The following is a 25869-nucleotide window of genomic DNA, read 5'->3' on the forward strand; positions in this document are numbered from 1 at the left end:
GGCCGACACCCGGTGCGGCCACCCCGCCGGCGGGGTGGCCGCCCGCGGGGTCGGACGCGCCGCCGCCGACCGCAGCGGCGTCCCCGCTCACGGCCGGGGGCAGCGCCGCCGCGAGCGCACCCAGCACCTGAGCCGGCGTCGGCACGCCCTCGGCCCGCGTCACGACCCGCCCGTCGGCGTCGAGCACGACGACGGTCGGGGTGCTCACGACCCGCAGCGCGGCCGCGAGCCCGGGCGCGTCCGCGACGTCGACCTCGACGTGCCGCACACCGGGCACCGAACCTGCCACACGCGCGAGCACGCGACGCGTCGCGCGGCACGGCGCGCAGAACGCGGTCGACACCTGCAGGAGCGTCGCCCGCTCCCCCCGCGGCCCGCCGAGGTCGTGCGCCGTGAGCGTCAGCGGCTCGGTCACGCGGGCAGCGCGGCCAGGTCGACGTCCAGCTCGGCGACGAGCGTCGCGGGGCCGGCGAGCTCGGCCTGCCCGTCGGCGTGCAGCGTGACGCGCACCGTGCCGCCCGGCACGTCGACGAGCCACACGTCCGGCGCCTGGTCCCCGCCCCACGCGCGGACCGCGGCGGCCGCGGCGACCGCCCCCGTGCCGCACGACCGGGTCTCCCCCACGCCGCGCTCGTGCACGCGCATGCGCACGTGCCCCCGCGGGTGACCGTCGGGTCCGGCCTCCTCGCCCAGCGGCACGACGAGCTCGACGTTGGTGCCGTCGTGCGGCACGGGAGCGACCTCGGGAGCGGTCGTGAGGTCGGCGCGCGCGAGGTCGGCGCCGTCCGCGAGCACGACCACCGTGTGCGGGTTGCCGACGTCGACCGACAGGCCCGGCCGCGTGACCGCGAGGCCCGCGACGTCGACGTGCGCGTCACCGCCGTCGGACACCGCGGTCGCACCGCCGGGCAGCGTCACGGCTCCCATGCCGACCGCGAACCACAGCCCCTCGCCGACGTCGGCGGGGACGAGGGCGACCGTCCGCAGCCCGGCGCGGGTGCCCACGTCGAGCGGGCCCGCGGCCGGGTCCCACAGCCCCAGGCGCTGCGCGTACGCCGCGAACACCCGCACGCCGTTGCCGCACATCTGCGCGACCGACCCGTCGGCGTTGCGGTAGTCCATGAACCAGCGCGCGGCGCGCGCCGCGGCGGGGGCGTCGTCGACGTGCGCGGTCGCGACGAGCCGGATCACGCCGTCACCGCCGACGCCCGCACGCCGCTCGCACAGCGCACGCACGAGCGCGGGCGTGAGGTCGAGCGCGCCGTCGCGGTCGTCGAGCAGCACGAAGTCGTTCTGCGTGCCGTGGCCCTTGGTGGCCACCAGGCGTCCGGCCGGCGGGGCGGCGGTCGGCGTGGCGGTGGTCGTGGCGGTCACGACCCCAGCGTACGGCGGGCGGGCGCGTCGACCACGGGGGCGTCCAGCCGCCCGGCGTCGGCCGCCGCGACCACGTCGAGCGCGCGCGCCACGAGGTCCGGGTCCCGGGCGTCGAGCCACGTGACGCGGGGGTCCCGGCCGAACCAGCCCATCTGCTTGCGGGCGAGCCGGCGCGTGCCCGCGGCGGTCGCGGCGCGCGCCTGCGCGCCGTCGAGCTCGCCCGCGAGCTCGGCGAGCGCCTGCGCGTAGCCGACCGCGCGGGACGCCGTGCGACCCAGCCCGTGGGCCGCGAGCGCGCGCACCTCGTCCAGCAGACCCGCGTCCCACATGCGCTCGACGCGCCGCGCGATGCGCTCGTCGAGGGCCGCGCGGTCGCAGTCCAGCCCGATCTGCACCGCGGGCACCTCATACTCGTGCCGCGGCAGGCTCGCGGAGTACGGCCGCCCGGTGAGCGTCACGACCTCGAGCGCGCGCACGAGCCGGCGGGCGTTGCGCGGGCCGATGCTCTCGGCGGCCGCCGGGTCGACGGCCGCGAGCTCGGCGTGCAGCGCGCGCGCCCCCTCGGTCTCGACGCGCTCCTCGAGCGCGGCGCGCACCGCCGCGTCCGTGCCGGGGAACTCCATGCGGTCGAGCAGCGCGCGCACGTACAGCCCCGACCCGCCCACCGCGACGGCGCGCACGTCGCGGCGCGCCAGGTCGGCGAGCACCGCGCGCGCCTGCACCTGGTAGTCCGCGACCGAGGCCTCGTCGCGCGGGTCGAGCACGTCGAGCAGGTGGTGGGGCACGCCGCGCCGCTCGGCGGGCGCGAGCTTGGCCGTGCCGACGTCCATGCCGCGGTACAGCTGCATCGCGTCGGTGTTGACGACCTCGCCCCCCAGCGCGAGGGCGAGCTCGAGCGCGAGGTCCGACTTGCCGGTCGCCGTGGGGCCGACGAGCGCCACGACGAGGCTCACGACGCCGCCCGCCACAGCACGGCGGCGTGGGCCGCGCCGCGCCAGACCGTCGCCAGCCGCACCTCGGGTGCGGGCCCCTCGTCGCGCGCCGTCGCCGCGCGGGCGTCGAGCGCGCCCACCAGCACCTGCCAGGGCGCCCAGCCCGTCACCGCGAGCGCCGCGGCGGTCGCCGGGTCGAGCGCGGCCAGCGCGCGACGCGCGGGTCCCGCACCGTCCGCGAGCGCGCGCAGCAGGGCGTCGTCCAGGTCGTCGGCGCGCGGGTCGCCGGGCAGGGGGGCGTCGTCGCCGTGGCGTGCCGACCCGGACCCGACCACGACGAGGGCGGTCGACGGGTCGGCGCCCAGCGCGGCGCCGAGCGCTCGCAGCGCGCCCGCGGGCCCGGGGGCGACCTCGACCGCGTGCAGCCGCTCGGCCCGCGTACCCGCCGCGAGCGCGAGCCGCAGCCCGACGACCGTCCCGGTCGCGGCGCCGCCGACCGCGGCGTCCGGCGCACCGGGGGCCGGGCGCAGCCGCACGGTCGGCACGGGCTCCCGCAGCAGGTGGTCCGGCACGCCCGCCGCACCGGCGCCGAGCGGGACGTCGCCGGTCAGCGCGCGGTCGCGCGCGCCCGGGGCGACCACCACGACGCGCTCGGCACCCGCCACCGCGTCCGCCACGACCGCGCCGGCCGCGGCACGCAGCGCGCGCAGCGCGGCCTCGTCGGGGCCGCGGCCGGCGGCACCCGGCAGCAGCAGCACGGTGTCGGGGACGAGGGCGGCGGCGAGCACGGACCGACCGTAACGCGTGCCACGTCCGCGACCGGCGCCCCGCCCCGCGCGTCGTCGGCGGTGCCAGGTAGGGTCGGCCGCATGGGGTGGTTCCGTCTGCGCGCTGCGCGCTGGAGGGCTCGTACGCGTCCCGCACCCGTGCGCGACGCGAGCTCCGTCGACGACCGCGAGCTGCACGACCGCGTGTCCGAGCTGCTCGTGCGCGAGCTCGGCGGCGCCGACGCGGCGACCCGGGCACCGGCACCCGTGTCCCCCGCGCGCATCGCGTCGTGGATGTCCGACAACCAGTTCTCCTACTTCGTCGACAACGACGGCGACCTCGGGGGGCTGTGGCGCGGACGGCTGTTCTACTTCTTCCTCTTCGGGGAGCAGTCCGAGATCCTCCAGGTCCGCGGGCAGTGGCACCGCGAGCTCGCGATCGAGCGCCTCGAGGAGGTGCTCGACCTGTGCAACGAGTGGAACGCCGAGCGGATCTGGCCCAAGGCGTACGCGCGCGTGCGCGACAACGGTCGCGTGCACGTGGTCTCCGAGGTCGCGACGGACCTCGAGCACGGCGCGACGGACGCCCAGCTCAGCCAGCTGCTGTTCTGCGGCCTGTCGACGGGCAGCATGCTGTTCGACGCGCTCGACGAGCGGTACCCCGACCCCGCGGGGACGGCCCCGTGAGCGCCCCGGGCTGGCTGCTGCGCGTGCTCGGCGGGCTGCCCAAGCCCACGAAGACGCGCCCCCAGGACGACGAGCCGCCGCAGCCCCTGACGCGCGACCGCGTCGCGGACTACCTGCTGGGGCGCGGGTACCGGTTCGTGATCGACGAGGACGGCGACCTCACCGGCACGTGGGACGGCAGCCGGTTCTGGTTCCTGCTGCTCGGCGAGCAGTCCGAGATCCTGCAGGTGCGCGGACGCTGGCACCGCACGCTGCCGGTCGAGCAGCGCCGCGCGGTCGCGCTGGCCATCAACGACTGGAACCGCGAGCGCATCTGGCCCAAGGCGTACGTCCGCGAGGAGGAGGGCGAGCTCGCGGTGTACGCCGAGGTCTCGGCGGACCTCGAGCAGGGCGTCACCGACCTGCAGCTCGCGCAGCTGCTCGCGTGCGGCCTGGGCACGGGTGTGCAGCTGTTCGCGGCGCTCGACCCCGTGGTCCCGGCGGACGGCCCGCCGCCGCCCGACGTGCCCGACAACTGAGCGCCCACACCGCCGCGGCGCCTCCCGGGCGGCGGGGCGTCACAGCCCGCCGAGCACCTGCCCCAGCACGATCTTGGTGATCATCGCGGCCGGGTACACGAGCGCGTAGCCGAGCGCGACGCGCGCGTCGTACCCGGTGCGCGCGTTCGCGAACGCGAGCACGGCCGGCTGGGTCTGCGTGCCGCCGACGATCCCGGACAGGCGCGTGCCGCCGATCCGGAAGACGCGACGCATGACGAGCGAGAGCCCCACCGCGACCGTCGTCGTGACGAGCGCACCGAGCAGGAGGATCCGCAACCACTCGCCGGACGTGAACGCGGCGCCGATCTGCGCGCCCGCACGTGACCCGGCCTGCGCCAGGAACACCAGGAGCCCGAGCTCGGCGACGGCCTGCGCCGCCGTGTAGGGCATGGCCGTGACGACCGGCCCGATCCGGCCGACGCGCCCGAGCACGAGCCCGACGAGCAGCGTGCCGGCGGCCGAGCCGATCGAGAACACACGGCCCGGCACGGGGAACGCGACGGCACCCAGGAGGATGCCCAGCGTCATGCCGACGCCGAGCACCACGGGCGTGATGTCCGACAGCCCGCGCGACGAGTCGCCGAACCACCGCGACACCTCCGCCATGCGCTCGCGCGGTGCGATCACGCGCACGCGGTCGCCGAGCTGGAGCTGGAAGTCGTCCGTGGCGAGGACGTCGACGTCGCCGCGACGCACGCGCGAGATGGTCGCGCCGAACCGGTGCAGCAGGTCGAGCTCGGCGATCGTGTGCCCCGCTGCGTGGTCCGCCGAGACCGTGACCCGGCGCATGTCGAGGTACAGCCGGTCGGCCTCGAGGCGGTGCGACGACGCGTGCCCGAGCTCGCGCGTCACCGCCTCGACGTCGTCCACCGGGCCGACCACGGTCACGAGGTCGTCGAGCACGAGCAGGTCCGCGTCGGCGGCCGTCCGGATCGGCGACGTCTCGCCCCGTCGCACGCGCGAGAACTTGATCCGGTCGCGGTGCGCGAGCTCGAGGTCGCGCACGCGCACGCCCGCGGTCGCCTCGACGCGCACGGTGCGGCTCACGAGCGTCGGGGGCGCGTCGGTGTCGTGCTCGCGGTGCCGCAGCGCGACCGACACCGCGACGAGCATCCCGACCACCCCGAAGAGGTAGGTGACGGCGTAGCCGATCGTCGGCGTCGTCGCGTCGCCCGCGGCGTCGCGCGCCGCCGCGAGCGCGGGCGTGTTCGTCACCGCACCCGCCCACGCGCCCGCCACCGTGGGGGCGTCCAGCCCGAGCAGCCGGCCGGCGCCGACCGCGACGCCCGCGCTGACGACGAGCACGCCCGCGGTCGCGAGGATCGGCGCGAGCGAGCGCCGCAACGACGAGAAGAACGTCGCGCCCGAGACGAGGCCGACGCAGAACGTGAACAGCGTGAGCCCGAGCGTGCCGAGCGCCTCGGTGATCTCGAGGTCGACGCCGTACGACGCCGCCCACGCGGACGACCCGATCGCGAGGAACAGCACGGCGGCCGCGCCGAGCCCGACGCCCCGCACCTTGACGTGGCCCACCGCGGACCCGACGCCGATGACGACGAAGAGCAGCAGCACGGGCTGCTGGGCGAGGAACAGGAAGACGTCTCGCATGACGGGCTCCACTGACGCTGCGACGTGGCGACACTGCCGCGTTCATTGAAGCGCCGGTCGTCGGGCCGCTCCTGGTCCGAAGGGCCCGGGTCGCGCGGCCGCGCCGGCAGGGCGCGTCAGCGCAGCGTCGTCGGCGCGCGTCAGCGCAGCGTCGTCGGGCGCGCGTCAGCGCAGCGTCGTCGGGCGCGCGTCAGCGCAGCGTCGTTGGGCGCGCGTCAGCGCGCGGGGCGACCGAGCGTCGGCAGGCCGAGCACCACGGGCCCGGCCGGTGCCGGCGCACCCGTCCCGCACGAGGACGCTCCGCCGTGGTCGTGCTCGTCGCGCCCTTCGGCACGGGCCTGCCACGCGTCGCCGGCGCGCGTGCGGCGCACGCGGAACGTGCCGCCGGGCGCGAGCGCCGAGTCGGCGACCAGGTGGTGCGGCGCGCCGTGCGTGACCTCGACGGTCACGAGGTCGCCCGGCCGCGGCGCGTCCTGCGGCGCCAGGTCCGCCGGCAGCGCGAGGTGCACCAGACGGTTGTCCTCCGCGCGCCCGGAGATCCGGGCCGTCGCACCGTCCTTGCGTCCCTCGCCCTCGGCGACCAGCACGTCCAGCGTCCGCCCGACCTGCGCGGCGTTCTCCTCGGCGGAGATCCGCTCCTGCAGCTCGACCAGCCGCTCGTACCGCTCCTGCACGACCGCCTTGGGCAGCTGGTCGGGCAGGTCCGCGGCCGGCGTGCCCGGGCGCGGCGAGTACTGGAACGTGAACGCCGACGAGAACCGCGACGCCTCGACCACCCGCAGGGTCTCGGCGAAGTCCTCCTCGGTCTCCCCCGGGAACCCGACGATCACGTCCGTCGTGATGGCGGCGTGCGGGATCGCGGCCCGCACGCGCTCGAGGATCCCGAGGAAGCGGTCGGAGCGGTAGGACCGCCGCATCGCGCGCAGCACGCGGTCGGAGCCCGACTGCAGCGGCATGTGCAGCTGCGGCATCACGGTCGGCGTCTGCGCCATCGCCTCGATCACGTCGTCCGTGAACGCGGCCGGGTGCGGCGACGTGAAGCGCACGCGCTCCAGGCCCGGGACGGCGCCGACGGCGCGCAGCAGCTTGCCGAACGCGTGCCGGTCGCCGAACCCGACGCCGTACGAGTTGACGTTCTGCCCCAGGAGCGTGACCTCGATGGCCCCGGTCGCGACGAGCGCCTCGACCTCGGCGAGGATCTCGCCCGGGCGGCGGTCGCGCTCCTTGCCGCGCAGGTGGGGCACGATGCAGAACGTGCACGTGTTGTTGCAGCCCACGCTGATCGACACCCATCCCGCGTACACGGACTCGCGCCGCGTCGGGAGCATGGACGGGAACACCTGCAGCGACTCGGCGATCTCGACCTGCGCCGCCGCGTTGTGCCGCGCGCGCTCGAGCAGCGTCGGGAGCACGTCGAGGTTGTGCGTGCCGAAGACGACGTCGACCCAGGGCGCGCGCTCGACGATGCCCGCGCGGTCCTTCTGCGCGAGGCAGCCGCCCACGGCGATCTGCATGCCTCCGGGGCGCGTGCGCTTGGTGCCCGCGAGCCGCCCGAGGTTGCCGTAGAGCTTGTCGGCCGCGTTCTCGCGCACGGCGCACGTGTTGATGACCATGACGTCGACGTCCTCGGCGGCCGCCTCGGCGGGCGGTGCGGGCACGTAGCCGGCCTGCTCGAGCATGCCGGCCATGTGCTCGGAGTCGTGCACGTTCATCTGGCAGCCGAGCGTCTTGACGAGGTAGGTCCGCGGGCGCGCGTCGGCGCCCGCGGGCGCGTCGGGCGCGTGCGGCGCGGCTGCGGCGTCGGTCAGGGTCGTGGACATCGTCCACCAGGGTACGACCCGCCCGGCGGCCCTCGACGCACCCGCGGGACTGACCCCGCCGACCGCGCGGGCGACACGGAACGGACGTTTCGTGTGAACCCGCTGTTACGCGACCGTGACGTCCACACGTGGCATACGCAACATCTCACCCGTAGGTTCGGTCCATGGTTGACAGCACCACGGCGGAGCCGGGCCGTGCGGACGTGGACGCACGTCCGACCGGCGAGCCGCTCCTCGTCCTCGACCACGTCGACAAGCACTTCGGTGCGCTGCACGTCCTGCGGGACGTCAACCTCACCGTGCACCGGGGCGAGGTGGTCGTCGTCATCGGGCCGTCGGGCTCCGGCAAGTCGACGCTGTGCCGCACGATCAACCGGCTCGAGACGATCGACTCGGGCACCATCACGATCGACGGCCGCCCCCTGCCCGCGGAGGGCCGCGAGCTCGCGCGGCTGCGCGCCGACGTCGGCATGGTCTTCCAGTCGTTCAACCTGTTCGCGCACAAGACGGTGCTCGAGAACGTCACGCTCGGCCAGATCAAGGCCAAGGGCGTCAGGCCCGCGCAGGCGAAGGCGACCGCGATGGAGCTCCTCGAGCGCGTCGGCGTCGCCAACCAGGCGCACAAGCGGCCCGCGCAGCTCTCGGGCGGTCAGCAGCAGCGCGTGGCGATCGCGCGGGCCCTGGCCATGAAGCCGAAGGCGATGCTGTTCGACGAGCCGACGTCCGCGCTCGACCCCGAGATGATCAACGAGGTGCTGGACGTCATGGTGAGCCTCGCGCGCGACGGCATGACCATGGTCGTCGTCACCCACGAGATGGGGTTCGCGCGCCGGGCCGCGCACCGCGTGGTGTTCATGGACGCCGGGCAGGTCGTCGAGGAGGCCGACCCCGAGACGTTCTTCACCGCGCCCCGCAGCGAGCGCGCCAAGGACTTCCTGTCGAAGATCCTCACGCACTGACCCGACCCGCGACCCATCCTCACCGACCATCCCGACCCTGACCGACGTAGGACGAACGAAGGGGAAGCACACATGCGTGCACGACGACTGGCCCTCGCGCTCACGGCGGTGGCCGCGCTCACGCTCGGCGCCTGCTCCGGCGGCGACGACGGCGCCGGCAGCGGCGGCTCGGACGGCGCGACCGCGGGGGGCGGCTCGGGCGAGAAGATCCGCATCGGCATCAAGTTCGACCAGCCCGGCCTGGGCTACCAGGACGGCAGCGAGTACACGGGCTTCGACGTGGACGTCGCGACGTACGTCGCGGGCAAGCTCGGGTACGAGCCGGACCAGATCGAGTGGGTGCAGGCGCCGTCCGCGCAGCGCGAGACGATGCTGCAGAACGGCCAGGTCGACATGATCTTCGCGACGTACTCGATCACCGACAAGCGCAAGGAGGTCGTCGCGTTCGCGGGGCCCTACTTCGTGGCGGGGCAGGACCTGCTGGTCGCGGCGGACGACGACTCGATCTCGGGCCCCGAGGACCTCGAGGGCAAGAACCTGTGCTCGGTGACGGGCTCGACGTCGGCGCAGCGGATCAAGGACGAGTACGCGGCGGGCACGAACCTGCTCGAGCAGCCCGGGTACGGCGAGTGCGTCACCGCCCTCGTCGCGGGCACGGTCGACGCGGTCACCACCGACGACATCATCCTCGCGGGCCTGGCGTCGCTGCCGGCGAACGAGGGCAAGGTCAAGGTGGTCGGCAACCCGTTCTCCGAGGAGAAGTACGGCGTGGGTCTGCCGAAGGACAACGACGTGTGCGCCGACGTCAACAGCGCGATCGAGGCGATGATCGAGGACGGGTCGTGGCAGAAGGCGCTCGACGACAACGTCGGTGCGTCGGGGTACGAGCCGAACGACTCCCTCAACCCGCCGACGGTCGAGGCCTGCGCCTGATCCCCGTCTGACCGTCGACCGGGGCCGGCCGCGCGCACGTCGCGCGGGCCGGCCCCGGCACCGCCCACCGCACCCCGGGAGGCCGCGTGGACGAGGGCTACCTCGACCAGTTCGTGTCCCTGTTCGACCAGTACGACGTGCTCGGCGCGTTCTGGGTGAACATCCAGCTCACGGCGTACGCCGCCGTGCTCGCGCTCGTCATCGGCACGGTCCTGGCCGTCATGCGGATCTCCCCCGTGCCGAGCCTGCGGTGGGCCGGCACGACGTACGTCACGCTGCTGCGGAACACGCCGCTCACGATCATCATCGTGTTCTGCGTGCTGGGACTGTGGGGCCAGCTCGGCATCACGCTCTCGAGCGACTTCCAGACGAACTTCTTCCGGCTCGCCGTGCTCGGTCTCGCGGTCTACCACGCGGCGTTCGTGTGCGAGGCGCTGCGCTCGGGCGTCAACACGGTGCCGGTCGGGCAGGCCGAGGCGGCGCGCGCGATCGGCCTGGGGTTCTGGCCGGCCGCGCGCCTCGTGATCCTGCCGCAGGCGTTCCGGGGCGCGGTCGCCCCGCTGGGCAACGTGCTGATCGCGCTCATCAAGAACTCGACGGTGGCCGCGGCGGGCTCCGTCGCCGAGACGTCGGGGCTCATGAAGACGATGATCGAGTTCCGGCCCGACGTGATCCTCGCGGTCTTCCTCACGTTCGCGATCGGCTACGTGATCATCGTCGTGCCCGTGGGGCTGGCGACGACGTCCCTCTCGCGACGGCTGGCGGTGGCCCGGTGAGCAACCTCGTCCTGTTCGACGTCCCCGGGCCGCGCACGCGGCGTCGGATGCTGCTCGTCAACGTGCTCGCGGGGGTCGTGGTCGCGGGGATCGCGGTCTGGGCCCTCGTGCTCCTGGGCCGCAAGGGCCAGCTCGCGCCCGCCATGTGGGAGCCCTTCGTCCAGCCCCGCACGTGGACGGCCTACCTGCTGCCGGGGCTGCTGCAGACGCTGCGAGCGGCGGGGCTCGCGATCGTCGGCTCCGCGGTCTTCGGGCTCGTGTTCGGGATGGGCCGGCTGTCCGGCTCGCGCGTGGTGCGCTGGGTCAGCGGCACGGTCGTCGAGTTCTTCCGCGCCGTGCCCGTGCTGCTCATGATGGTGTTCTTCTACAGCGGCATCGCGCAGCTGCGGGTCGTGGACCCGCCCGACGTGCCGCTCCTCGCGGTCGTGCTGGCCCTCACGCTGTACAACGGCTCGGTGTTCGCCGAGCTCGTGCGCTCGGGCGTGCACAACCTGCCGAAGGGCCAGCGTGAGGCCGCGCTGGTGGTCGGGCTGCGGCCCGCGCAGTCGTTGCGGCTCGTCGAGGTGCCGCAGGCGCTCATCGCGATGCTCCCCGCGATCGCGAGCCAGCTCGTGGTGATCCTCAAGGACACGGCGCTGGGCGCGATCATCACGTACCCCGAGCTGCTGGACGCGGCACGCCGGTTCGGCTCGGGCAACGGCAACATGCTGCAGGCCCTGCTGATCGCTGCGCTGGTGTTCATCGTCATCAACGTCGCGCTCACGACGCTGGCCGAGCGCCTCGCGGCGCGCGTCGGCCGGCTCACGGCGGGCACGGCCAAGGCCGAGACCCCGGCGATGGCGGCGACCACCTAGCCGTACGGACCGGGCACCGGCGCACCCGGGGGCCGGAGCGCTCCCGGCGCGACGCGGCCGGCCGGTGCCGCACGCGGCACGAGGGGGCGCGCGTCGCGTCAGCCCGCGGTCGCGCTCGCGCGCAGCTCCCGGACCACGGTCACGCGGATCTCTCCCGGGTACGTCAGGTCGGCCTCGATGTGCTGCGCGATGGCGCGTGCGAGGTGGGGCAGCGCCCGGTCGTCGACCTCCTCGGGCTCGACGACGACGCGCACCTCGCGGCCGGCGGCCATCGCGAGCGCGCGACGCACCCCCTGGTGCTCGGTGACGAGCGCCTCGAGCTCGACCATCCGCTCGACGTACTGGTCGACGTCCTGCCGCCGCGCACCGGTCCGCGCGGCCGAGACGGCGTCGGCCGCCTGCACGAGGACCGCCTCGACGGTCGCGGGCGGCACCTCGTCGTGGTGCGCGGCGATCGCGTTGACGACGGCTTCGCTCTCGCCGTGCCGGCGCGCGAGGTCCGCGCCGACGGCGGCGTGGGTGCCCGGCACCTCGGCGGTGAGTGCCTTGCCGAGGTCGTGCAGGAACGCGCCGCGCCGCGCCACCTCGACGTCGGCGCCGATCTCGGCGGCCGTGGCGGCGGCGACCTGGGCGCACTCCACGAGGTGCTCGAGGACGTTCTGGCCGTACGACGACCGCAGGCGCAGCCGTCCCATGGTGCGGACGAGCTCGGGGTGCAGACCCGTCACGCCGGCGCGCTCGGCGGCGTCGTGACCCGCCGCGTCGTGCCGCTCCTGCGCGCCGGCCTGGGCGTCGGCGTACGCGGCCTCGATACGCTGCGGGTGGATCCGGCCGTCGGCCATGAGCGCCTCGAGAGCGACCTGGGCGAGCTCGCGGCGCTCGGCGTCGAAGCACGACAGCACCACGCTGCCGGGCGTCTCGTCGACGAGGACGTTGACGCCGGTGAGTGCCTCGAAGTGCCGGATGTTGCGCCCTTCCTTGCCGATGATCCGGCCTTTCATCTCGTCGGACGGCAGTGGCAGCACGGTCAGCGCGTGCTGCGCGCTGCTCGGCACGGCGAGGCGTTGCACGGCGGTCGCGACGATCCGGCGGGCGCGGGCGTCGGCGGTGCGACGCGCCTGCGCCTCGGCGCGACGCACGCGGGCGGCGGCGTCGTTGGCGGCCTGGTCGGCGATGCGGCGCGTGAGCTCCGCGAGCGCCTCGTCCTGCGTGAGTCCGCTGACCGACTCGAGCTCGGCGCGCGCCTGCGCGCGGGCGTCGGCGAGGCGTTCGTTGGCGGAGCGGTCGGCGTCGGCGAGCGTGCGGGCGGCGACGTGCTCGGCACGGTCGAGCGCGCGGGCCGCGCTGCGCTCGGCGGCGGCGACGGCCTCCGCCTCGGCGCGGGTGCGGCGCTCGAGCTCGGCGATCTCGGCGCGCTGCGTGGCGACCTCCTGCTCGCGCTCGACGACGCGCCGTTCGCGCCGTTCGGCGTCGGCGAGCATCGCGCGCGCCTCCTCGCGGATGCGCTCGACGTCCTGCGAGGCCCGGCGTCGCTGCAGGTCGGCCTCGCGGCGCGCGACCAGGACGAGCAGGAGCGCGACGAGGCACGCACCGAGCAGCCCGACGACCGTCGCGATCGTGCTCTGGTCCACGTGGTCCTCCCGACGTCGGGAGCCGCGGCAGCACCCGTGACCTTCATTGTGCCGGGCGACGGGCCCGCCGCTGACCAGGTGGCGGCGCGGTGGCGCCACGGTGGGGCGTGGTGCGGGGCACGACGCGCGACCCTGCGGACCCGAAGAGCGTGGCTACAGCGTGCCGTCGTCCGGGGCGTCCTCGTCGTCGACGCCCTCGGCCGCGAGCTCCTCGCGCACGAGTCTGGACACGAGCCCACCGGGGTAGCCCTTGCGCGCGAGCGCTCCGTAGACGCGCCGTACGCGCACGTCGCGCTCGAGCGCCGCGGTGGTGCGCAGGCGGCGCCGCACGAGCTCGCGCGCGGCGTGCTCCTCGTCCTCGTCGTCGACGCCCTCGAGCGCGACGGCGGCGGTCTCGTCGTCGATGCCCTTGCGGCGCAGCTCGACGGCCAGCGCGCGCCGCGACAGCCCGCGTTCGGCGTGGCGTGAACGCACGAGCATGTGCGCGTACTCCTGGTCGTCGATCAGCCCGACCTCGGTGAAGCGGTCGAGCACGCGCGTCGCGACGTCCTCCGGGACGTCGCGGCGCGCGAGCGCGTCGGCGAGCTGGGCGCGTGACTGCGCCGCCCCGGTGAGCCGGCGCAGCACGATCGCGCGCGCCACCGACTCGGGGTCGGGCTCGTCGTCCTGCGCGGCCGCGCCGACCTCGGGCGGCTCGACGGCCGGCCGGCCGCGGCGACGTGCCGCGGGCCGGCCGGTGAGGTCTCCCACGATCAGAAGTCGACCGGGACCGGGGCGTCGGCGGGCGCGTCGACCACGGCGCCGATGCCGAGCTTCTCCTTGATCTTCTTGTCGAGCTCGTTGGCCAGGTCGGGGTTGTCGCGCAGGAACTTGCGCGCGTTCTCCTTGCCCTGGCCCAGCTGGTCGCCCTCGTAGGTGAACCAGGCACCCGACTTGCGGATGAAGCCGTGCTCGACGCCGAGGTCGATGAGCGACCCCTCGCGCGAGATCCCGACGCCGTAGAGGATGTCGAACTCGGCCTGCTTGAAGGGCGGGGCCATCTTGTTCTTGACGACCTTGACGCGCGTGCGGTTGCCGACCGCGTCGGTGCCCTCCTTCAGGGTCTCGATGCGACGGATGTCCATGCGGACCGAGGCGTAGAACTTGAGCGCCTTGCCACCGGTCGTCGTCTCGGGGCTGCCGAAGAAGACGCCGATCTTCTCGCGCAGCTGGTTGATGAAGATCGCGGTGGTGCCCGACGCGTTGAGCGCACCGGTGATCTTGCGCAGGGCCTGCGACATGAGGCGCGCCTGGAGGCCGACGTGCGAGTCGCCCATCTCGCCCTCGATCTCGGCCTTGGGCACGAGCGCGGCGACCGAGTCGATGACGATGATGTCGATGGCGCCGGACCGGATCAGCGTGTCCATGATCTCGAGCGCCTGCTCGCCGTTGTCGGGCTGCGCCACCAGCAGCGCGTCGGTGTCGACGCCCAGCTTCTTGGCGTACTCGGGGTCGAGCGCGTGCTCGGCGTCGATGAACGCCGCGATGCCGCCGGCCTTCTGCGCGTTGGCGACGGCGTGCAGCGCGACCGTCGTCTTGCCGGAGGACTCGGGGCCGTAGACCTCGATGATGCGCCCGCGGGGCAGACCACCGATGCCGAGCGCGACGTCCAGCGCGATCGAGCCGGTGGGGATGACCTCGACGGGGGCGCGGCCGTCGTCGCCGAGGCGCATGACCGACCCCTTTCCGAACTGGCGGTCAATCTGGCTGAGTGCGGCCTCGAGGGCCTTCGCGCGGTCAGGTGCGGCCATGGTGCTACCTCGTCGTCTCGTGCAGCGTCGCGCTGCTCCTGCGGGAACTGGTCTCGTCCTGCGTGACGCTATGCCCGACCACCGACATCCCGGCCGGACCGCCGCGCGCCCGCGTCCGGCGCTGCCGGGGGGCGGGGCTGTGGTCGGTTCGACCGTGTCACCGCACCCCACGCTACCCGAACACGTGTTCGATGCACGCACGCGTGCCGGCGTGTCGCGCCGCGCACCCGCACCCGCGCCGGCGGCGACCCGCCGTCACGGCGCCGCGCGGACCTCGGTGACGTCGCCCGGCTCGAGCACCCGCACCTCGACGTCCGGCGCGACGCGCCGCGCGGCGGCCTCGAACGCGCGCCCCGCACGGTCCATCCACCCCGGCGGCAGCCGCCGCGACGCGGGCGCGTGCAACGTGCCCCAGTGCACCGGGACGGCGACGCGCGCGCCGACCGACGCGCACACGCGCGCGGCCTCGAGCGGGTCGAGGTGCCCGCCGGACAGCCGCGGCCCCCACCCGCCGACCGGCACGAGCGCGACGTCGACCGGCCCGCCGGCCAGCTCCGGGACGCGCGCGAGCCCCGGGAACGGGCCGGTGTCCCCCGCGAACCACACCGTCACCCCGTCGCCGCGGACGACGAACCCCGTCGCCGCGTTCGGGCGGTGCGGCATCGGCCGGTGCCCGTGCTCCGCGGGGACCGTGCGCACCCGCACGTCCGTGCCCGGCGACCGCCACCACTCGTCGTCGGCGAGCCCGACGCCGTGCAGGCCGTGCGCCGCGAGCCAGTGCGCGCTCGTCGGCGCGGCGAGCACGGGCACCGGGCCGAGCAGCCGCAACGAGCCGAGCTCGGCGTGGTCGTGGTGCAGGTGCGACACGAGCGCGACGTCCGCGCCGCGCCAGTCCGACGTCCGCGGGGCGCGGCCGCCGCGGCGGCGCAGCACGCCGGCGTGCCGCCGCAGCAGCGGGTCGGTCACGACCCGCACCCCGGCCACGTCGAGCACGGTCGTCGCGTGACCGAGCCAGCGGACCCGCACGCTCACGACGCACTCTCCCCTGGCTGCCTGGTCGTGCGCGCGAGCGGCGCGGCGCGCACCCCCCGCTCGACGAGCCAGTCCACGAGCTGCGCGTGCACCGCGTCCGGGCCCACGAGCACGCGGCGGCCGTCGACGTCCTCGCAGCGCGCGTCGTCCACCGCGAGGTCCGCCGGGTGCAGCAGGAACGCGAGGTTCTGCGGACCGCCCAGTCCGCCGTGCGAGCCCACCTGCCCCTCGAACGCGTGCACCTGGTCGCGCGGGCCGACCGCCGACACGAGCAGCAGGTCGCCCGTGTGCGGCAGGCGCGCGGCGCGCGCGAGGTCGGCGCGGGCACGCGAGGGGTACGCCGCGAGCGGGTCGTCCCCCTCGACCACGTCCCCCTCGACCTCGAGCAGCCGCAGCCCCGAGCGCCCGACCGCCACGAGCCCGCGCGTGCGCGAGTCGACCACGACCACGCCCACCGCGGGACGCGCCGCGAGCCCCGGCACGAGCCCGGGCCAGCGCTCGTGCACGTCCTCGAGCGTCAGTCGCCCGGGCGCGTCCGGGAACCACACGAGGCCCAGGTTGCCCGACCCGACCACCACGACGTCCGGCACGTCGGAGCCGGCCCCGCGTGCGGCGCGACCGTGCTCGCGCACGCGCGGCACGCCCTCGTCGCGGCGCACCCGCCCGCGGCGTCGGTCGGCCCCGGCGTCCGGGCCCAGCACGACGGGGTCGCCGGGGCGTCCCAGCACGCTCGTGAGCAGGGAGTTCAACGGCCCCCAGTCCTCGCCGTCCGCGCTCTCGACACCCTCGACGCGCTCGACCCCGCCCTCGGCGGCGGGCTCGACCATGAGGGCGCGCACGGTGTCCAGCAGCGAGCGGCCCTCGACCTGCTCGAACGTCGCCCCGAGCGTCTGACCGTGGTCCGAGAGCACCACGAGGTCGTACTCGCGCGGCGCGACGCGCGCGACCTGCTCGAGGATCCGCAGCACCTGGTCGAGACCCTCCAGCGAGCGCAGCGACTCGGGCCGCGTCGGTCCCGCGTGGTGCGCGACCTCGTCGTAGTCCACGAGGTCGACGAACACGGTCGGCACGCCCCGCACGAGCGCGTCCGCGACCAGCGAGGTCGCGAGGTCGCGCAGCAGCACGTTGGTCACGGCGCGCAGCAGCACGTACCACCCGCCGCGGGGCACGCGCGGACGCACGTCGTGCACGGTCTGGCGGCGCGCCTGGTAGAGCTCCTTGACGACCTCGCCGACCGTGACGGTGACGGCGCGCGCGAGCACGAACGGCCGGGCGAAGAACCGCACGTAGCCCGGCCCCGGGCCCAGGCCGTGCCGGCGCCCCCGGCTCATCACGAGGTAGGACGCCGCGGCGTCGCCCGAGAACATCGTCGCGACCGCCGTGCCGCCGCCGGCCAGCAGGCCCGCGCCGTCGGACAGCCGCTCCTCGACGACGGCCGCGTCGTCGGGGTGGTTGGTGACGACGAGCCGGCCCAGACCGCGGTCCCACCAGCGGAACGCGGGGATCTGGTCGGCCGCGCCGTGCAGCAGACCGGCCTGCGCGGCGGGCGTCGTCGACGGCACGGTCGCCCACCAGGTCGCGAGGCGGTGCGTGCCCTCCTCGACCCACCGCTGCATCGTGGGGACGAGCCCGGCCTCGACGGCCTGGTCGAGCACCGGCGCGCTCACGCCGTCGAGCTGCACCACGAGCATGCCGCGCGGCCGGTCCCCCGCGTCGTGGTCGCGCGCGCCCGCGGACCGCTGCGCGCGCCGCACGACGTCCGCGACCACGTACTCGTTGTCGCTCGACCCCCAGAGCCAGCGCCCGGCCGCCATCACCACCGACGTGAGCACGAGCACCCACAGCACCGCCCAGCCCGACGTGACCTCGACGCCCGACGCGACGCTCAGCGCCGCCCACAGCACGAGCACCTGCGCCGCGAGCCCCGCCACGAGCGCCCCGCCCGCGCCCGCGACCGACGCGAGCAGCCGCAGGGGCGCGCGCAGCACGAGGTCCCCCACGCCGACCGCGAGCGCCGCCAGCAGCACGCCCCACGGGGTCGTCGCGCCCACGCCGTCGACCACGGTGATGGCCACGCCCAGCCCGAGCGCGGTGACGACGAGCGAGAACAGCGCGTCGCCCACGTCCACCGCGCGCGGCAGCAGCCGCCGGCGGCGGTCGTCCCCCACGGACGGGCGCGGGTCGGGGGCCACGGTCCTCAGCGGTCCGCGCGGCGCGGCGGCGCCTGCCGGTGCGGGTCGCTCCCCCAGCGTCGGGCGTCCGGGATGCCGAGCTCGTCGCACAGCGCGTGCCACACGGCGCGAGGGTCCTCGCCGTCCGCGAGCGCGACGGCGCCCGTGCGGCCGCCGAGCTCGCCGAGCACGAGCTCGTCGAGCAGCAGCCGGCCCTGGACGGGGCCCAGCACGTCGTCCACCAGGTCGGTCAGCTCGCGGTACCTCACGCCCCCAGCCTGCCACCGTCGCGCCGGGCCGCGCGTGTCGGTGCCGACCGACACAATGGCCCGGTGGTGCTCGACCGATTCTCGGAGCCGACCCGTGCGTGGTTCACGGGCGCGTTCGCCGCGCCCACGGCCGCGCAGGCGGGAGCGTGGGAGGCGGTGTCGGGCGGCGACCACGCGCTGGTCGTGGCCCCCACCGGGTCGGGCAAGACCCTCGCGGCGTTCCTGTGGGCGCTCGACGGCCTGCTGACGGGCGAGCCGCCCGCCGAGCCCGGTGCGCGGTGCCGCGTCGTGTACGTCTCGCCGCTCAAGGCGCTCGCGACCGACGTCGAGCGCAACCTGCGCTCGCCGCTCGTGGGGATCCGGCAGGCGGCGACCCGGCTCGGGCGCACGCTGCCCGACGTCACGGTCGGCATCCGCACCGGCGACACGCCGCCGAACGAGCGGCGCGCGTTCGCCACGTCACCCCCCGACGTGCTCATCACGACCCCCGAGTCGCTGTACCTGGTGCTCACGTCGGGCGCGCGGGCGGGGCTCGCGGGCGTGCGCACCGTGATCGTCGACGAGATCCACGCGGTCGCGGGCACCAAGCGCGGCGCGCACCTGGCCGTGAGCCTCGAACGGCTCGACGCGCTGCTCGAGCGCGAGGGCGGGCCGGGTCCCGTGCAGCGCGTCGGGCTGTCGGCCACCGTGCGGCCGGTCGACGCGGTCGCGGCGTTCCTCGGCGGCGCGCGACCGCGCGACGAGGGCGGTCGCGAGGTCGTCGTCGTGCAGCCGCCGTCGCAGAAGGTCATCGAGGTCGACGTCGTCGTGCCCGTGCCCGACCTGGGCGACCTCGCGTCCGCCGCGCGTCCCGGCGCCGCGGGCACCGCCCCGGGGTCGATGAACCGCTACGGCGGCCCGGGGATCGACCCCGACCTCGCGGGGTTCGGCGCGCCCGCACCGGGGGCCGCGCCCGTGGCGGTCGACGACGGGCCGCCGCGCGCGTCGATCTGGCCGCACGTCGAGGAGCGCGTCGTCGACCTCGTCGCGGCGCACCGCTCGACCCTCGTGTTCACCAACTCGCGGCGCGGCGCCGAGCGGCTCACCGCGCGCATCAACGAGGTCTGGGCGGAACGCCACGGCGCGGACGTGCCCGACCCGGGCGCCGCGCAGCCGGCCGCGGCACCCGGGCAGTCCGGCACGTCGGCGGGCGTCGACACGCGCGACGCCGCGACGATCGTCGCGCGCGCGCACCACGGCTCGATGAGCCGCGCCGAACGCACCCGCACCGAGTCCGAGCTCAAGGCGGGACGGCTGCCCGCGGTCGTCGCGACCAGCTCGCTCGAGCTCGGCATCGACATGGGCGCGCTGGACCTCGTCGTGCAGGTGGGTGCGCCGCCGTCGGTCGCGAGCGGCCTGCAGCGCGTCGGGCGCGCGGGCCACCAGGTCGGGGCCGTGTCCCGGGGCGTCGTCTTCCCGACGTACCGCGGCGAGCTCGTGCCGGCGGCGGTGACCGCGCAGCGCATGCGCACCGGCGAGCTCGAGGCGCTGGCCGTGCCGGCCAACCCGCTCGACGTCCTCGCGCAGCAGGTGGTCGCGATGGTCGCGGTGGACGACTGGCCGCTCGACGACATCGCGCGCGTCGTGCGGCGCGCGGCGCCGTTCGCGACGCTCGGCGAGGCGACGCTGCGGGCCGTGCTCGACATGCTCGCGGGCCGCTACCCGTCGGAGGACTTCGCGGAGCTGCGCCCGCGCATCGTGTGGGACCGGGTCGCCGACGTGCTCTCGGGCCGCCCCGGCGCGTTGCGGCTCGCGGTGACGAGCGGCGGCACGATCCCCGACCGGGGCCTGTTCGGGGTGTTCCTCGCGGGCGGCGGCGAGACCAGCGACGTGCCGGCCGACGCCGAGCGCTCGGGCGGCCGCGTGCGCGGCGGCAAGCGGGTCGGCGAGCTCGACGAGGAGATGGTCTACGAGTCGCGCGTCGGCGACACGTTCACGCTGGGGTCGAGCACGTGGCGCATCGAGGACATCACGCCCGACCGCGTGCTCGTCACGCCCGCCCCCGGGATCCCGGGGCGCCTGCCGTTCTGGAAGGGCGACGCCCCGGGACGCCCCGCCGAGCTGGGGCGCGCGGTGGGCGGGTGGGTCCGCGAGGTCGCGGCGCTCGGCGACGACGCCGCGCGCGAGCGCGTCGAGGCGGCGGGGCTCGACGCGTGGGCGGCGGACAACCTGCTCGCCTACCTGCGCGAGCAGCAGGAGGCGACGGGGCAGGTCCCGAGCGACACCGTGGTCGTCGTCGAGCGCTTCCGTGACGAGCTGGGCGACTGGCGCGTCGTGCTGCACTCGCCGTACGGCGCACGTGTGCACGCGCCGTGGGCCCTCGTCCTCGCGGCGCGCCTGCGCGAGCGGTACGGCGTCGACGCGGCCGCCATGCACGCCGACGACGGCATCGTGCTGCGCCTGCCCGACGTGCTCGACGGTGCCGCGGACACCGCGTGGGACGCCGACGGCGGCACCGACTCCGGGCCGCGCCTCACGCTCGACGACCTGCTGCTCGACCCCGACGAGGTGCTCGCGTCGGTGCGCGACGAGCTGGGCGCGTCGGCGATGTTCGCGGCGCGGTTCCGCGAGGCGGCCGGCCGTGCGCTGCTGCTGCCCCGACGGCGCCCCGACCGGCGCCAGCCCCTGTGGCAGCAGCGGCAGCGCGCCGCGCAGCTGCTCGAGGTCGCGGCGCGCTACCCCGACTTCCCGATCCTGCTCGAGGCGGTGCGCGAGTGCCTGCAGGACGACTTCGACACCGACGCGCTGATCGAGCTCATGCGGGACGTCGGCTCGGGGAGGGTGCGCGTCGTCGAGGTCACGACGACGCACCCGTCGCCGTTCGCGCAGTCGCTGCTCTTCGGCTACACCGCGCAGTTCCTGTACGAGGGCGACGCGCCGCTCGCGGAGCGACGCGCGGCCGCGCTCACGCTCGACCCGACCCTGCTGGCCGAGCTGCTGGGCTCGGGCGGCGAGTCGCAGCTCGCGGACCTGCTGGACCCCGAGGCCGTCGAGCGCACCGAGGCCGAGCTCGCGGGCACGGCGCCCGACCGGCAGGCGGGGACGCTCGAGCAGGTCGCCGACGTGCTGCGCCGCCACGGCCCGCTGCCCGTCGCCGACGTGCAGGCACGCACGCGCGCCGACGTGCGCGACCTCGTCCCCGACTGGCTCGACGAGCTCGCGGCGGCCCGCCGGGCGATCCGTGTGCGGCTCGGCGGCGTCGCGCCCGAGCGCGCCGAGCAGTGGGCGGCCGTCGAGGACGCCGGTCGGCTGCGCGACGCGCTGGGCGTCGCGCTGCCCGTCGGGGTGCCCGAGGTGTTCACCGAGGTCCTGCCCGACCCGCTCGCGGACCTGCTGCGCCGGCACGCGCGCACGCACGGCCCGTTCCCCGCGGCGCAGGCGGCCGCGCGGTTCGGGCTCGGCGTGGCCGTGGTCGGCGAGGTGCTGCGCCGCCTCGAGGTGTCCGGCGTGCTCGTGCAGGGGCGGCTGCGCCCCGACGTGCTGGGCGGCACCGGCGACGAGTTCTGCGACGCCGACGTGCTGCGCCGCCTGCGGCAGCGCTCGCTCGCGGCGCTGCGGTCCCAGGTCGAGCCGGTCGACCCGCGCGCGCTGGGCGTCTTCCTGCCGCGCTGGCAGGGCGTGCACGCGGTCGGGCGACGGCCCTCGGGCCTGCGCGGCGTGGACGCGGTGGCCCGCGCGGTCGAGCAGCTCGCGGGCTTCGCCGTGCCGGCGTCGGCGCTCGAGACGCACGTGCTGCCCGCGCGGGTGCCGGACTACTCCCCCGCGATGCTGGACGAGCTGACCTCGGCCGGTGAGGTGCTGTGGGCGGGCCACTCGCCCCTCGCGGGCCACGACGGCATGGTGTCGCTGCACCCGGTCGCGGTCGCGGACCTCACGCTCGCCCCCGTGCCGGACCTCGACGCGACCGACGCGCCCGCGAGCGGCCCGGTGCACCGGGCCGTGCTCGCAGCGCTCGAGGGCGGCGGCGCGTGGTTCCTCGGTCCGCTCGTCGAGCGGGTCGCCGCCGTCCGGCTCGACGACGACCCTGCGCCGGGCACGACGGCCGTGCTCGAGGCCCTGTGGGACCTCGTGTGGGCGGGCCGGGTGACGAACGACGGCCTCGGCCCGCTGCGCGCGTGGCTCGCGGGCGGCCCGACCGCGCACCGCACGCAGGCCGCCCCCGCGCGCGGGCGCCCGCTGCGACCGCGACTCGGGCTGCGGGCCGGGGTCCGGCTGGGTGTGCCGACGGCACGTGACGACGGCGGGCGCGTCGGCGGCTCGACGTCCGGCGCGGGCGCCGGACGCTGGTCCCTGCTCCCGGCACGCGAGCCCGACCCGACCGTCCGGGCGCACGCGCTGGCGGCGCAGCTGCTGGACCGGCACGGCGTCCTCACGCGGGCGGTGGCCCCCGCCGAGGGCGTCTCCGGGCGGTTCGGCGACGTGTACCGCGTGCTCAGCGCGCTCGAGCAGTCCGGCCAGGTGCGCCGCGGGTACTTCGTCGAACGGCTCGGGGGGTCGCAGTTCGCGCTGCCGGGCGCCGTCGACCGGCTGCGGGCGGACGCCGAGGTGGTCGACCGCGCACGCGAGCGCGCAGCCGACCGGCTCGACACCGCTCCCCTGGGTCCGGGCCTGCCGTGGCAGGACGTGCCGCCGCCCGCCTGGGGGGCGCCCGCCGGGCCGGGCGCGTGGTCGCCCGGAGTACCCGACGCCGACCGGCGCGCCGACCAGCCGTGGGTCGTCGTCCTGGCCGCGACCGACCCCGCGAACCCCTACGGTGCGGCGCTCGCGTGGCCCGACGCCCCCGAGGGGCGCGACGGCTCGCGGCACCGACCGGGGCGCAAGGCCGGCGCCCTCGTCGTGCTCGTCGACGGCGGCCTCGCGCTGTACCTCGAACGTGGCGGGCGGACGCTGCTGACGTTCAGCGACGACCCCGTGACGCTCGGCGCGGCGGCCGACGCGCTGGTGCACGCCGTGCGCGAGCGCCGCGCGGGCCGGCTCACCGTCGGGCGCATCGACGGCGCCGAGGTGCTCTCGGCGGACGTCCTCGCGACCCCGGCCGCGACCGCGCTGACCGGTGCCGGGTTCGTGACGACGCCGCGCGGGCTGCGGCTGCACGCGTCGTGAGGGCCGCCCGGGAGCCGGGGGCGACCGATGCCCGAGGGTGACGTGCTGCGCCGCGCCGCGGCGCACCTCGACCGTGCGCTCGCCGGGCAGCGGCTCGCGCGGGCCGACCTGCGCTGGCCCACCGCCGCGACGGTCGACCTGCGCGGGCGCACGGTGCTCGGCACGCGGCCCTACGGCAAGCACCTGCTGACCCGCTTCGACGACGGGCGCACGCTCCACACGCACCTGCGGATGGACGGGACGTGGCGGGTCGTGCCGTCGTCGGACCGCCGCGCGGCGGCCCGGGCACCGCAGGTGCGCGCGGTGCTCGCGGTCGAGCGGTGGACCGCCGTCGGGTACCAGCTCGGCATGCTCGACGTCGTGCCCACGTCGGCCGAGCCGACCCTGCTGGGGCACCTGGGGCCCGACGTCCTCGACGGCGACTTCGACGACACGCCCGGTGTGCCGTGGGCCGGGCCACCGGTCCTCGACCTCCCCACGCCGGGGATCGACGAGGCGGTGCGGCGCTGGCACGCGCAGGGCGGCCGCCCCGTCGGCGAGGTGCTGCTGGACCAGCGGGTCGTGGCCGGGCTCGGCACGATCTTCATGGCGGAGTCGCTGTTCGCACGCGGCTGGTGGCCGTGGGCCCGCGCCGACGCGGTCGACGACGCGGCGGAGGTGCTGCGCGCGGGTCGCGCGCTGCTGCGCGCGTCGGTCGCGACCGGCCGTCCGGACGCGGCGGTCTACGGGCGCGAGGGTCGCACGTGCCCGCGGTGCGGCGCGCGGGTCGCGCGCGACGACATCGGCGTGGCACCCACGCAGCGGCAGGTCTACTGGTGCCCGGGCTGCCAGGTGCGCGGGCGCGGCTGAGGCCGCGGGTCGACGACGGCAGGACGCACGACGGGCCGGGCACGCCGCTCCCGGCGTGCCCGGCCCTCGTGATGCCTGTGCGTCAGCCGACGGGCGTGAGCTCCGACCGCGGCATCGCCCACCCGGCGTCGCCGAGGTCGGACCCGGCGGCCAGGTCGGCGGGGACGGTGTCGGGGATGTGCAGACCCTCGGCCACCGCGACACGGTCGCTGACCTCGCGCAGCACGAGCGACAACGGCACGTCGAGCGCGTCGCAGATGCTGCTGAGCAGCTCGGACGACGCCTCCTTCTGCCCGCGCTCCACCTCGCTGAGGTAGCCGAGCGAGACACGGGCTGCCGAGGAGACCTCACGCAGGGTGCGGCCCTGGCGCTGGCGCGCGTCCCGCAGGACGTCACCGATCTCTCGTCGTAGGACGACCATCTGGGCTCCCCCCTTCACGTCACGTCCTCGGTCGACGGACGGTCCCGCGGGGTGCGCGGCCGTCCCACTCGCTGCACCCGGCCGCACGGCCGGGAGGCGACCACCGTACCGCGCACCGCCGACGCGTGCGCCTGACGGGCGGGTGGTGGTCCGGGTGGTGTTCACACCGTCCCCAACGCGAGGGCGGCCCGCCGTGTTCCCCGCGACGTCAGCGCTCACCCGGCAGCGCCGCGAGCGCGAGCGCGAGCACGGCCCGCACCGTCCCGGTGCGGACCCGCGCCCGGTCCCCCGCGAGCACGAGGCTGCGGACCTCGCGCACCCCGGCCGCGACGACGGCGACGTGGACGGTGCCCGGTGGACGACCGTCCTGCGGGTCGGGCCCCGCGACGCCGGTCGTCGCGAGACCGACGTCGGCGCCGCAGACTCGACGCACGCCCGCGGCCATCGCGAGCGCCACGTCGGGGTCGACCGCACCGCGCGCGGCCAGCAGCTCCGCGTCGACGCCCAGCACGCTCGCCTTGAGGTCGGTGGCGTACGCGACGACCCCGCCGCGCACCACGGCCGACGCACCGGGCACGTCGACGAGCGACGCCGCGACGAGCCCGCCCGTGAGCGACTCCGCGGCCGCGACCGTGAGGCCCGTGCGGGCGAGCAGCCCGACCAGCGCCCGGGCGTCGGGCAGCGGGCTCACAGCCCCGCCGTCGGCGGGACGCCCGCGGCGCGGCGGATCCGCACGGCGGTCCGCACGTAGTCCGCACCGGTCACGAGCGTGACCGCGACCGCGGCCGCCATGACCACGGCCGCGACGACGCCGACGAACGCCGGCAGGTGGTCGAGCGGCAGCAGGTACAGCGACAGCGCGACGGACTGCAGGACGGTCTTCAGCTTGCCGCCGCGCGACGCCGGGAGCACCACGTAGCGCAGCAGGAAGAACCGCATGACCGTGATCCCGAGCTCGCGCACGAGCACGAGCACCGTGACGGCCCACCAGAGGTCGCCCAGCCACGAGAGCAGCACGAGCGCGGCGCCGATCAGCAGCTTGTCGGCGATCGGGTCGAGCATCTTCCCGAGGTCGGTGACCTGGCCGGACCGGCGCGCGAGCCAGCCGTCGAGCCGGTCGGAGGCGGCGGCCACGACGAACAGCGCCGTCGCGAGCAGGCGTCCGCCGACCGTGTGCCCACCGTCCGCGAGGAGCGCGACCGCGAAGAACGGCACGACGGCGATCCGCAGGACGGTCACGACGTTGGCCGGGTTCCAGGCGGAGGGAGCGTCGGCGACCACGCGCCACAGCCTACGGGGCGGGCGGCGCACGACC

General features: G+C 76.3%; 23 protein-coding genes. 8 read left to right on the forward strand and 15 right to left on the reverse strand.

Annotation, left to right across the window (positions count from 1 at the left end; genetic code table 11):
* The 4 genes from CS2_RS18490 to CS2_RS06435 all read right to left on the reverse strand — a co-directional run.
* Positions 1-415 (reverse strand): TlpA family protein disulfide reductase (locus CS2_RS18490; RefSeq protein WP_156442025.1); only part of this gene is annotated, 415 nt, incomplete at its 3' end.
* Positions 412-1374, reverse strand: coding sequence for a diaminopimelate epimerase (dapF, locus tag CS2_RS06425; RefSeq protein ID WP_082739929.1), 963 nt, complete (start codon positions 1372-1374; stop codon positions 412-414). The genes dapF and CS2_RS18490, both read right to left, overlap by 4 nt.
* A complete protein-coding gene (gene miaA / locus CS2_RS06430) occupies positions 1371-2327 on the reverse strand; it encodes a tRNA (adenosine(37)-N6)-dimethylallyltransferase MiaA (RefSeq protein ID WP_070319376.1) in 957 nt (318 codons plus the stop codon). The genes dapF and miaA overlap by 4 nt, the downstream gene beginning before the upstream one ends.
* Positions 2324-3094: a class III extradiol ring-cleavage dioxygenase family protein gene (locus tag CS2_RS06435; protein ID WP_070319356.1), complete on the reverse strand. Its 771-nt coding sequence runs from the start codon at positions 3092-3094 to the stop codon at positions 2324-2326. Before CS2_RS06435 ends, miaA begins: the two co-directional genes overlap by 4 nt.
* Before the next feature lie 81 nt (positions 3095-3175).
* On the opposite strand from CS2_RS06435, the gene CS2_RS06440 reads away from it, so the two are divergent.
* Positions 3176-3760 (forward strand): type III secretion system chaperone family protein, encoded by a 585-nt coding sequence (locus CS2_RS06440; protein ID WP_046528156.1) that lies wholly within the window; start codon positions 3176-3178, stop codon positions 3758-3760.
* Positions 3757-4278 carry a type III secretion system chaperone family protein gene (locus CS2_RS06445; protein WP_046528155.1) on the forward strand — a complete coding sequence of 174 codons (522 nt, stop codon included), beginning with the start codon at positions 3757-3759 and terminating at the stop codon, positions 4276-4278. The genes CS2_RS06440 and CS2_RS06445 overlap by 4 nt, the downstream gene beginning before the upstream one ends.
* A gap of 39 nt (positions 4279-4317) precedes the next feature.
* On the opposite strand, the gene CS2_RS06450 is transcribed toward CS2_RS06445, so the two are convergent.
* Both CS2_RS06450 and miaB read right to left on the reverse strand, forming a co-directional pair.
* Entirely contained in the window at positions 4318-5907 is a 1590-nt protein-coding gene (locus tag CS2_RS06450) for an aspartate:alanine exchanger family transporter (protein WP_070319378.1), read from the reverse strand.
* Positions 5908-6122: 215 nt separating this feature from the next.
* Positions 6123-7727, reverse strand: a complete 1605-nt coding sequence (gene miaB, locus CS2_RS06455; RefSeq protein ID WP_070319357.1) for a tRNA (N6-isopentenyl adenosine(37)-C2)-methylthiotransferase MiaB — start codon at positions 7725-7727, stop codon at positions 6123-6125.
* 164 nt (positions 7728-7891) lie between these two features.
* Here miaB and CS2_RS06460 point away from each other — a divergent pair, with 164 nt between their 5' ends.
* From CS2_RS06460 to CS2_RS06475, 4 genes are all read left to right on the forward strand, one after another.
* Positions 7892-8686, forward strand: coding sequence for an amino acid ABC transporter ATP-binding protein (locus CS2_RS06460; RefSeq protein ID WP_046528153.1), 795 nt, complete (start codon positions 7892-7894; stop codon positions 8684-8686).
* 72 nt (positions 8687-8758) lie between these two features.
* Complete coding sequence (locus tag CS2_RS06465; protein ID WP_070319358.1) at positions 8759-9619, forward strand: glutamate ABC transporter substrate-binding protein; 861 nt, start codon at positions 8759-8761, stop codon at positions 9617-9619.
* An 86-nt stretch (positions 9620-9705) separates the two neighbouring features.
* Complete coding sequence (locus tag CS2_RS06470; protein WP_046528151.1) at positions 9706-10395, forward strand: amino acid ABC transporter permease; 690 nt, start codon at positions 9706-9708, stop codon at positions 10393-10395.
* Entirely contained in the window at positions 10392-11249 is an 858-nt protein-coding gene (locus tag CS2_RS06475; protein ID WP_070319359.1) for an amino acid ABC transporter permease, read from the forward strand. Before CS2_RS06470 ends, CS2_RS06475 begins: the two co-directional genes overlap by 4 nt.
* Before the next feature lie 98 nt (positions 11250-11347).
* Here the strand turns inward: CS2_RS06475 and rny are convergent, their stop codons facing one another.
* From rny to CS2_RS06505, 6 genes are all read right to left on the reverse strand, one after another.
* On the reverse strand, positions 11348-12880 hold the full coding sequence (gene rny / locus CS2_RS06480) for a ribonuclease Y (RefSeq protein WP_070319360.1): 1533 nt from the start codon (positions 12878-12880) through the stop codon (positions 11348-11350).
* Positions 12881-13033: 153 nt separating this feature from the next.
* Positions 13034-13630 carry a regulatory protein RecX gene (locus tag CS2_RS06485; protein ID WP_070319361.1) on the reverse strand — a complete coding sequence of 199 codons (597 nt, stop codon included), beginning with the start codon at positions 13628-13630 and terminating at the stop codon, positions 13034-13036.
* 2 nt (positions 13631-13632) lie between these two features.
* The gene (gene recA, locus CS2_RS06490) at positions 13633-14670 is read right to left on the reverse strand and encodes a recombinase RecA (protein ID WP_046528147.1); all 1038 of its coding nucleotides are present in this window, start codon (positions 14668-14670) and stop codon (positions 13633-13635) included.
* A 255-nt stretch (positions 14671-14925) separates the two neighbouring features.
* The gene (locus CS2_RS06495; protein WP_070319362.1) at positions 14926-15702 is read right to left on the reverse strand and encodes an MBL fold metallo-hydrolase; all 777 of its coding nucleotides are present in this window, start codon (positions 15700-15702) and stop codon (positions 14926-14928) included.
* The gene (locus CS2_RS06500) at positions 15699-17894 is read right to left on the reverse strand and encodes a phage holin family protein (RefSeq protein WP_233421090.1); all 2196 of its coding nucleotides are present in this window, start codon (positions 17892-17894) and stop codon (positions 15699-15701) included. Before CS2_RS06500 ends, CS2_RS06495 begins: the two co-directional genes overlap by 4 nt.
* A gap of 5 nt (positions 17895-17899) precedes the next feature.
* Positions 17900-18142: a DUF3046 domain-containing protein gene (locus tag CS2_RS06505; protein WP_046530458.1), complete on the reverse strand. Its 243-nt coding sequence runs from the start codon at positions 18140-18142 to the stop codon at positions 17900-17902.
* A 63-nt stretch (positions 18143-18205) separates the two neighbouring features.
* Here CS2_RS06505 and CS2_RS06510 point away from each other — a divergent pair, with 63 nt between their 5' ends.
* The gene (locus CS2_RS06510) at positions 18206-23284 is read left to right on the forward strand and encodes an Lhr family helicase (protein WP_070319363.1); all 5079 of its coding nucleotides are present in this window, start codon (positions 18206-18208) and stop codon (positions 23282-23284) included.
* Positions 23285-23311: 27 nt separating this feature from the next.
* On the forward strand, positions 23312-24133 hold the full coding sequence (locus CS2_RS06515) for a DNA-formamidopyrimidine glycosylase family protein (RefSeq protein WP_070319364.1): 822 nt from the start codon (positions 23312-23314) through the stop codon (positions 24131-24133).
* Between the two features lie 82 nt (positions 24134-24215).
* On the opposite strand, the gene CS2_RS06520 is transcribed toward CS2_RS06515, so the two are convergent.
* The 3 genes from CS2_RS06520 to pgsA all read right to left on the reverse strand — a co-directional run bounded on the left by CS2_RS06520 (position 24216) and on the right by pgsA (position 25835).
* Complete coding sequence (locus CS2_RS06520; RefSeq protein ID WP_046528143.1) at positions 24216-24554, reverse strand: helix-turn-helix domain-containing protein; 339 nt, start codon at positions 24552-24554, stop codon at positions 24216-24218.
* Between the two features lie 208 nt (positions 24555-24762).
* Positions 24763-25236 (reverse strand): CinA family protein, encoded by a 474-nt coding sequence (locus tag CS2_RS06525; protein WP_070319380.1) that lies wholly within the window; start codon positions 25234-25236, stop codon positions 24763-24765.
* Between the two features lie 5 nt (positions 25237-25241).
* Positions 25242-25835, reverse strand: coding sequence for a CDP-diacylglycerol--glycerol-3-phosphate 3-phosphatidyltransferase (gene pgsA / locus CS2_RS06530; RefSeq protein ID WP_052748179.1), 594 nt, complete (start codon positions 25833-25835; stop codon positions 25242-25244).
* Positions 25836-25869 lie beyond the last annotated feature (34 nt).

Source organism: Cellulomonas iranensis NBRC 101100 = JCM 18110 (assembly GCF_001552375.1).
In the GTDB taxonomy this organism is placed as follows: Bacteria; Actinomycetota; Actinomycetes; order Actinomycetales; family Cellulomonadaceae; genus Cellulomonas; species Cellulomonas iranensis.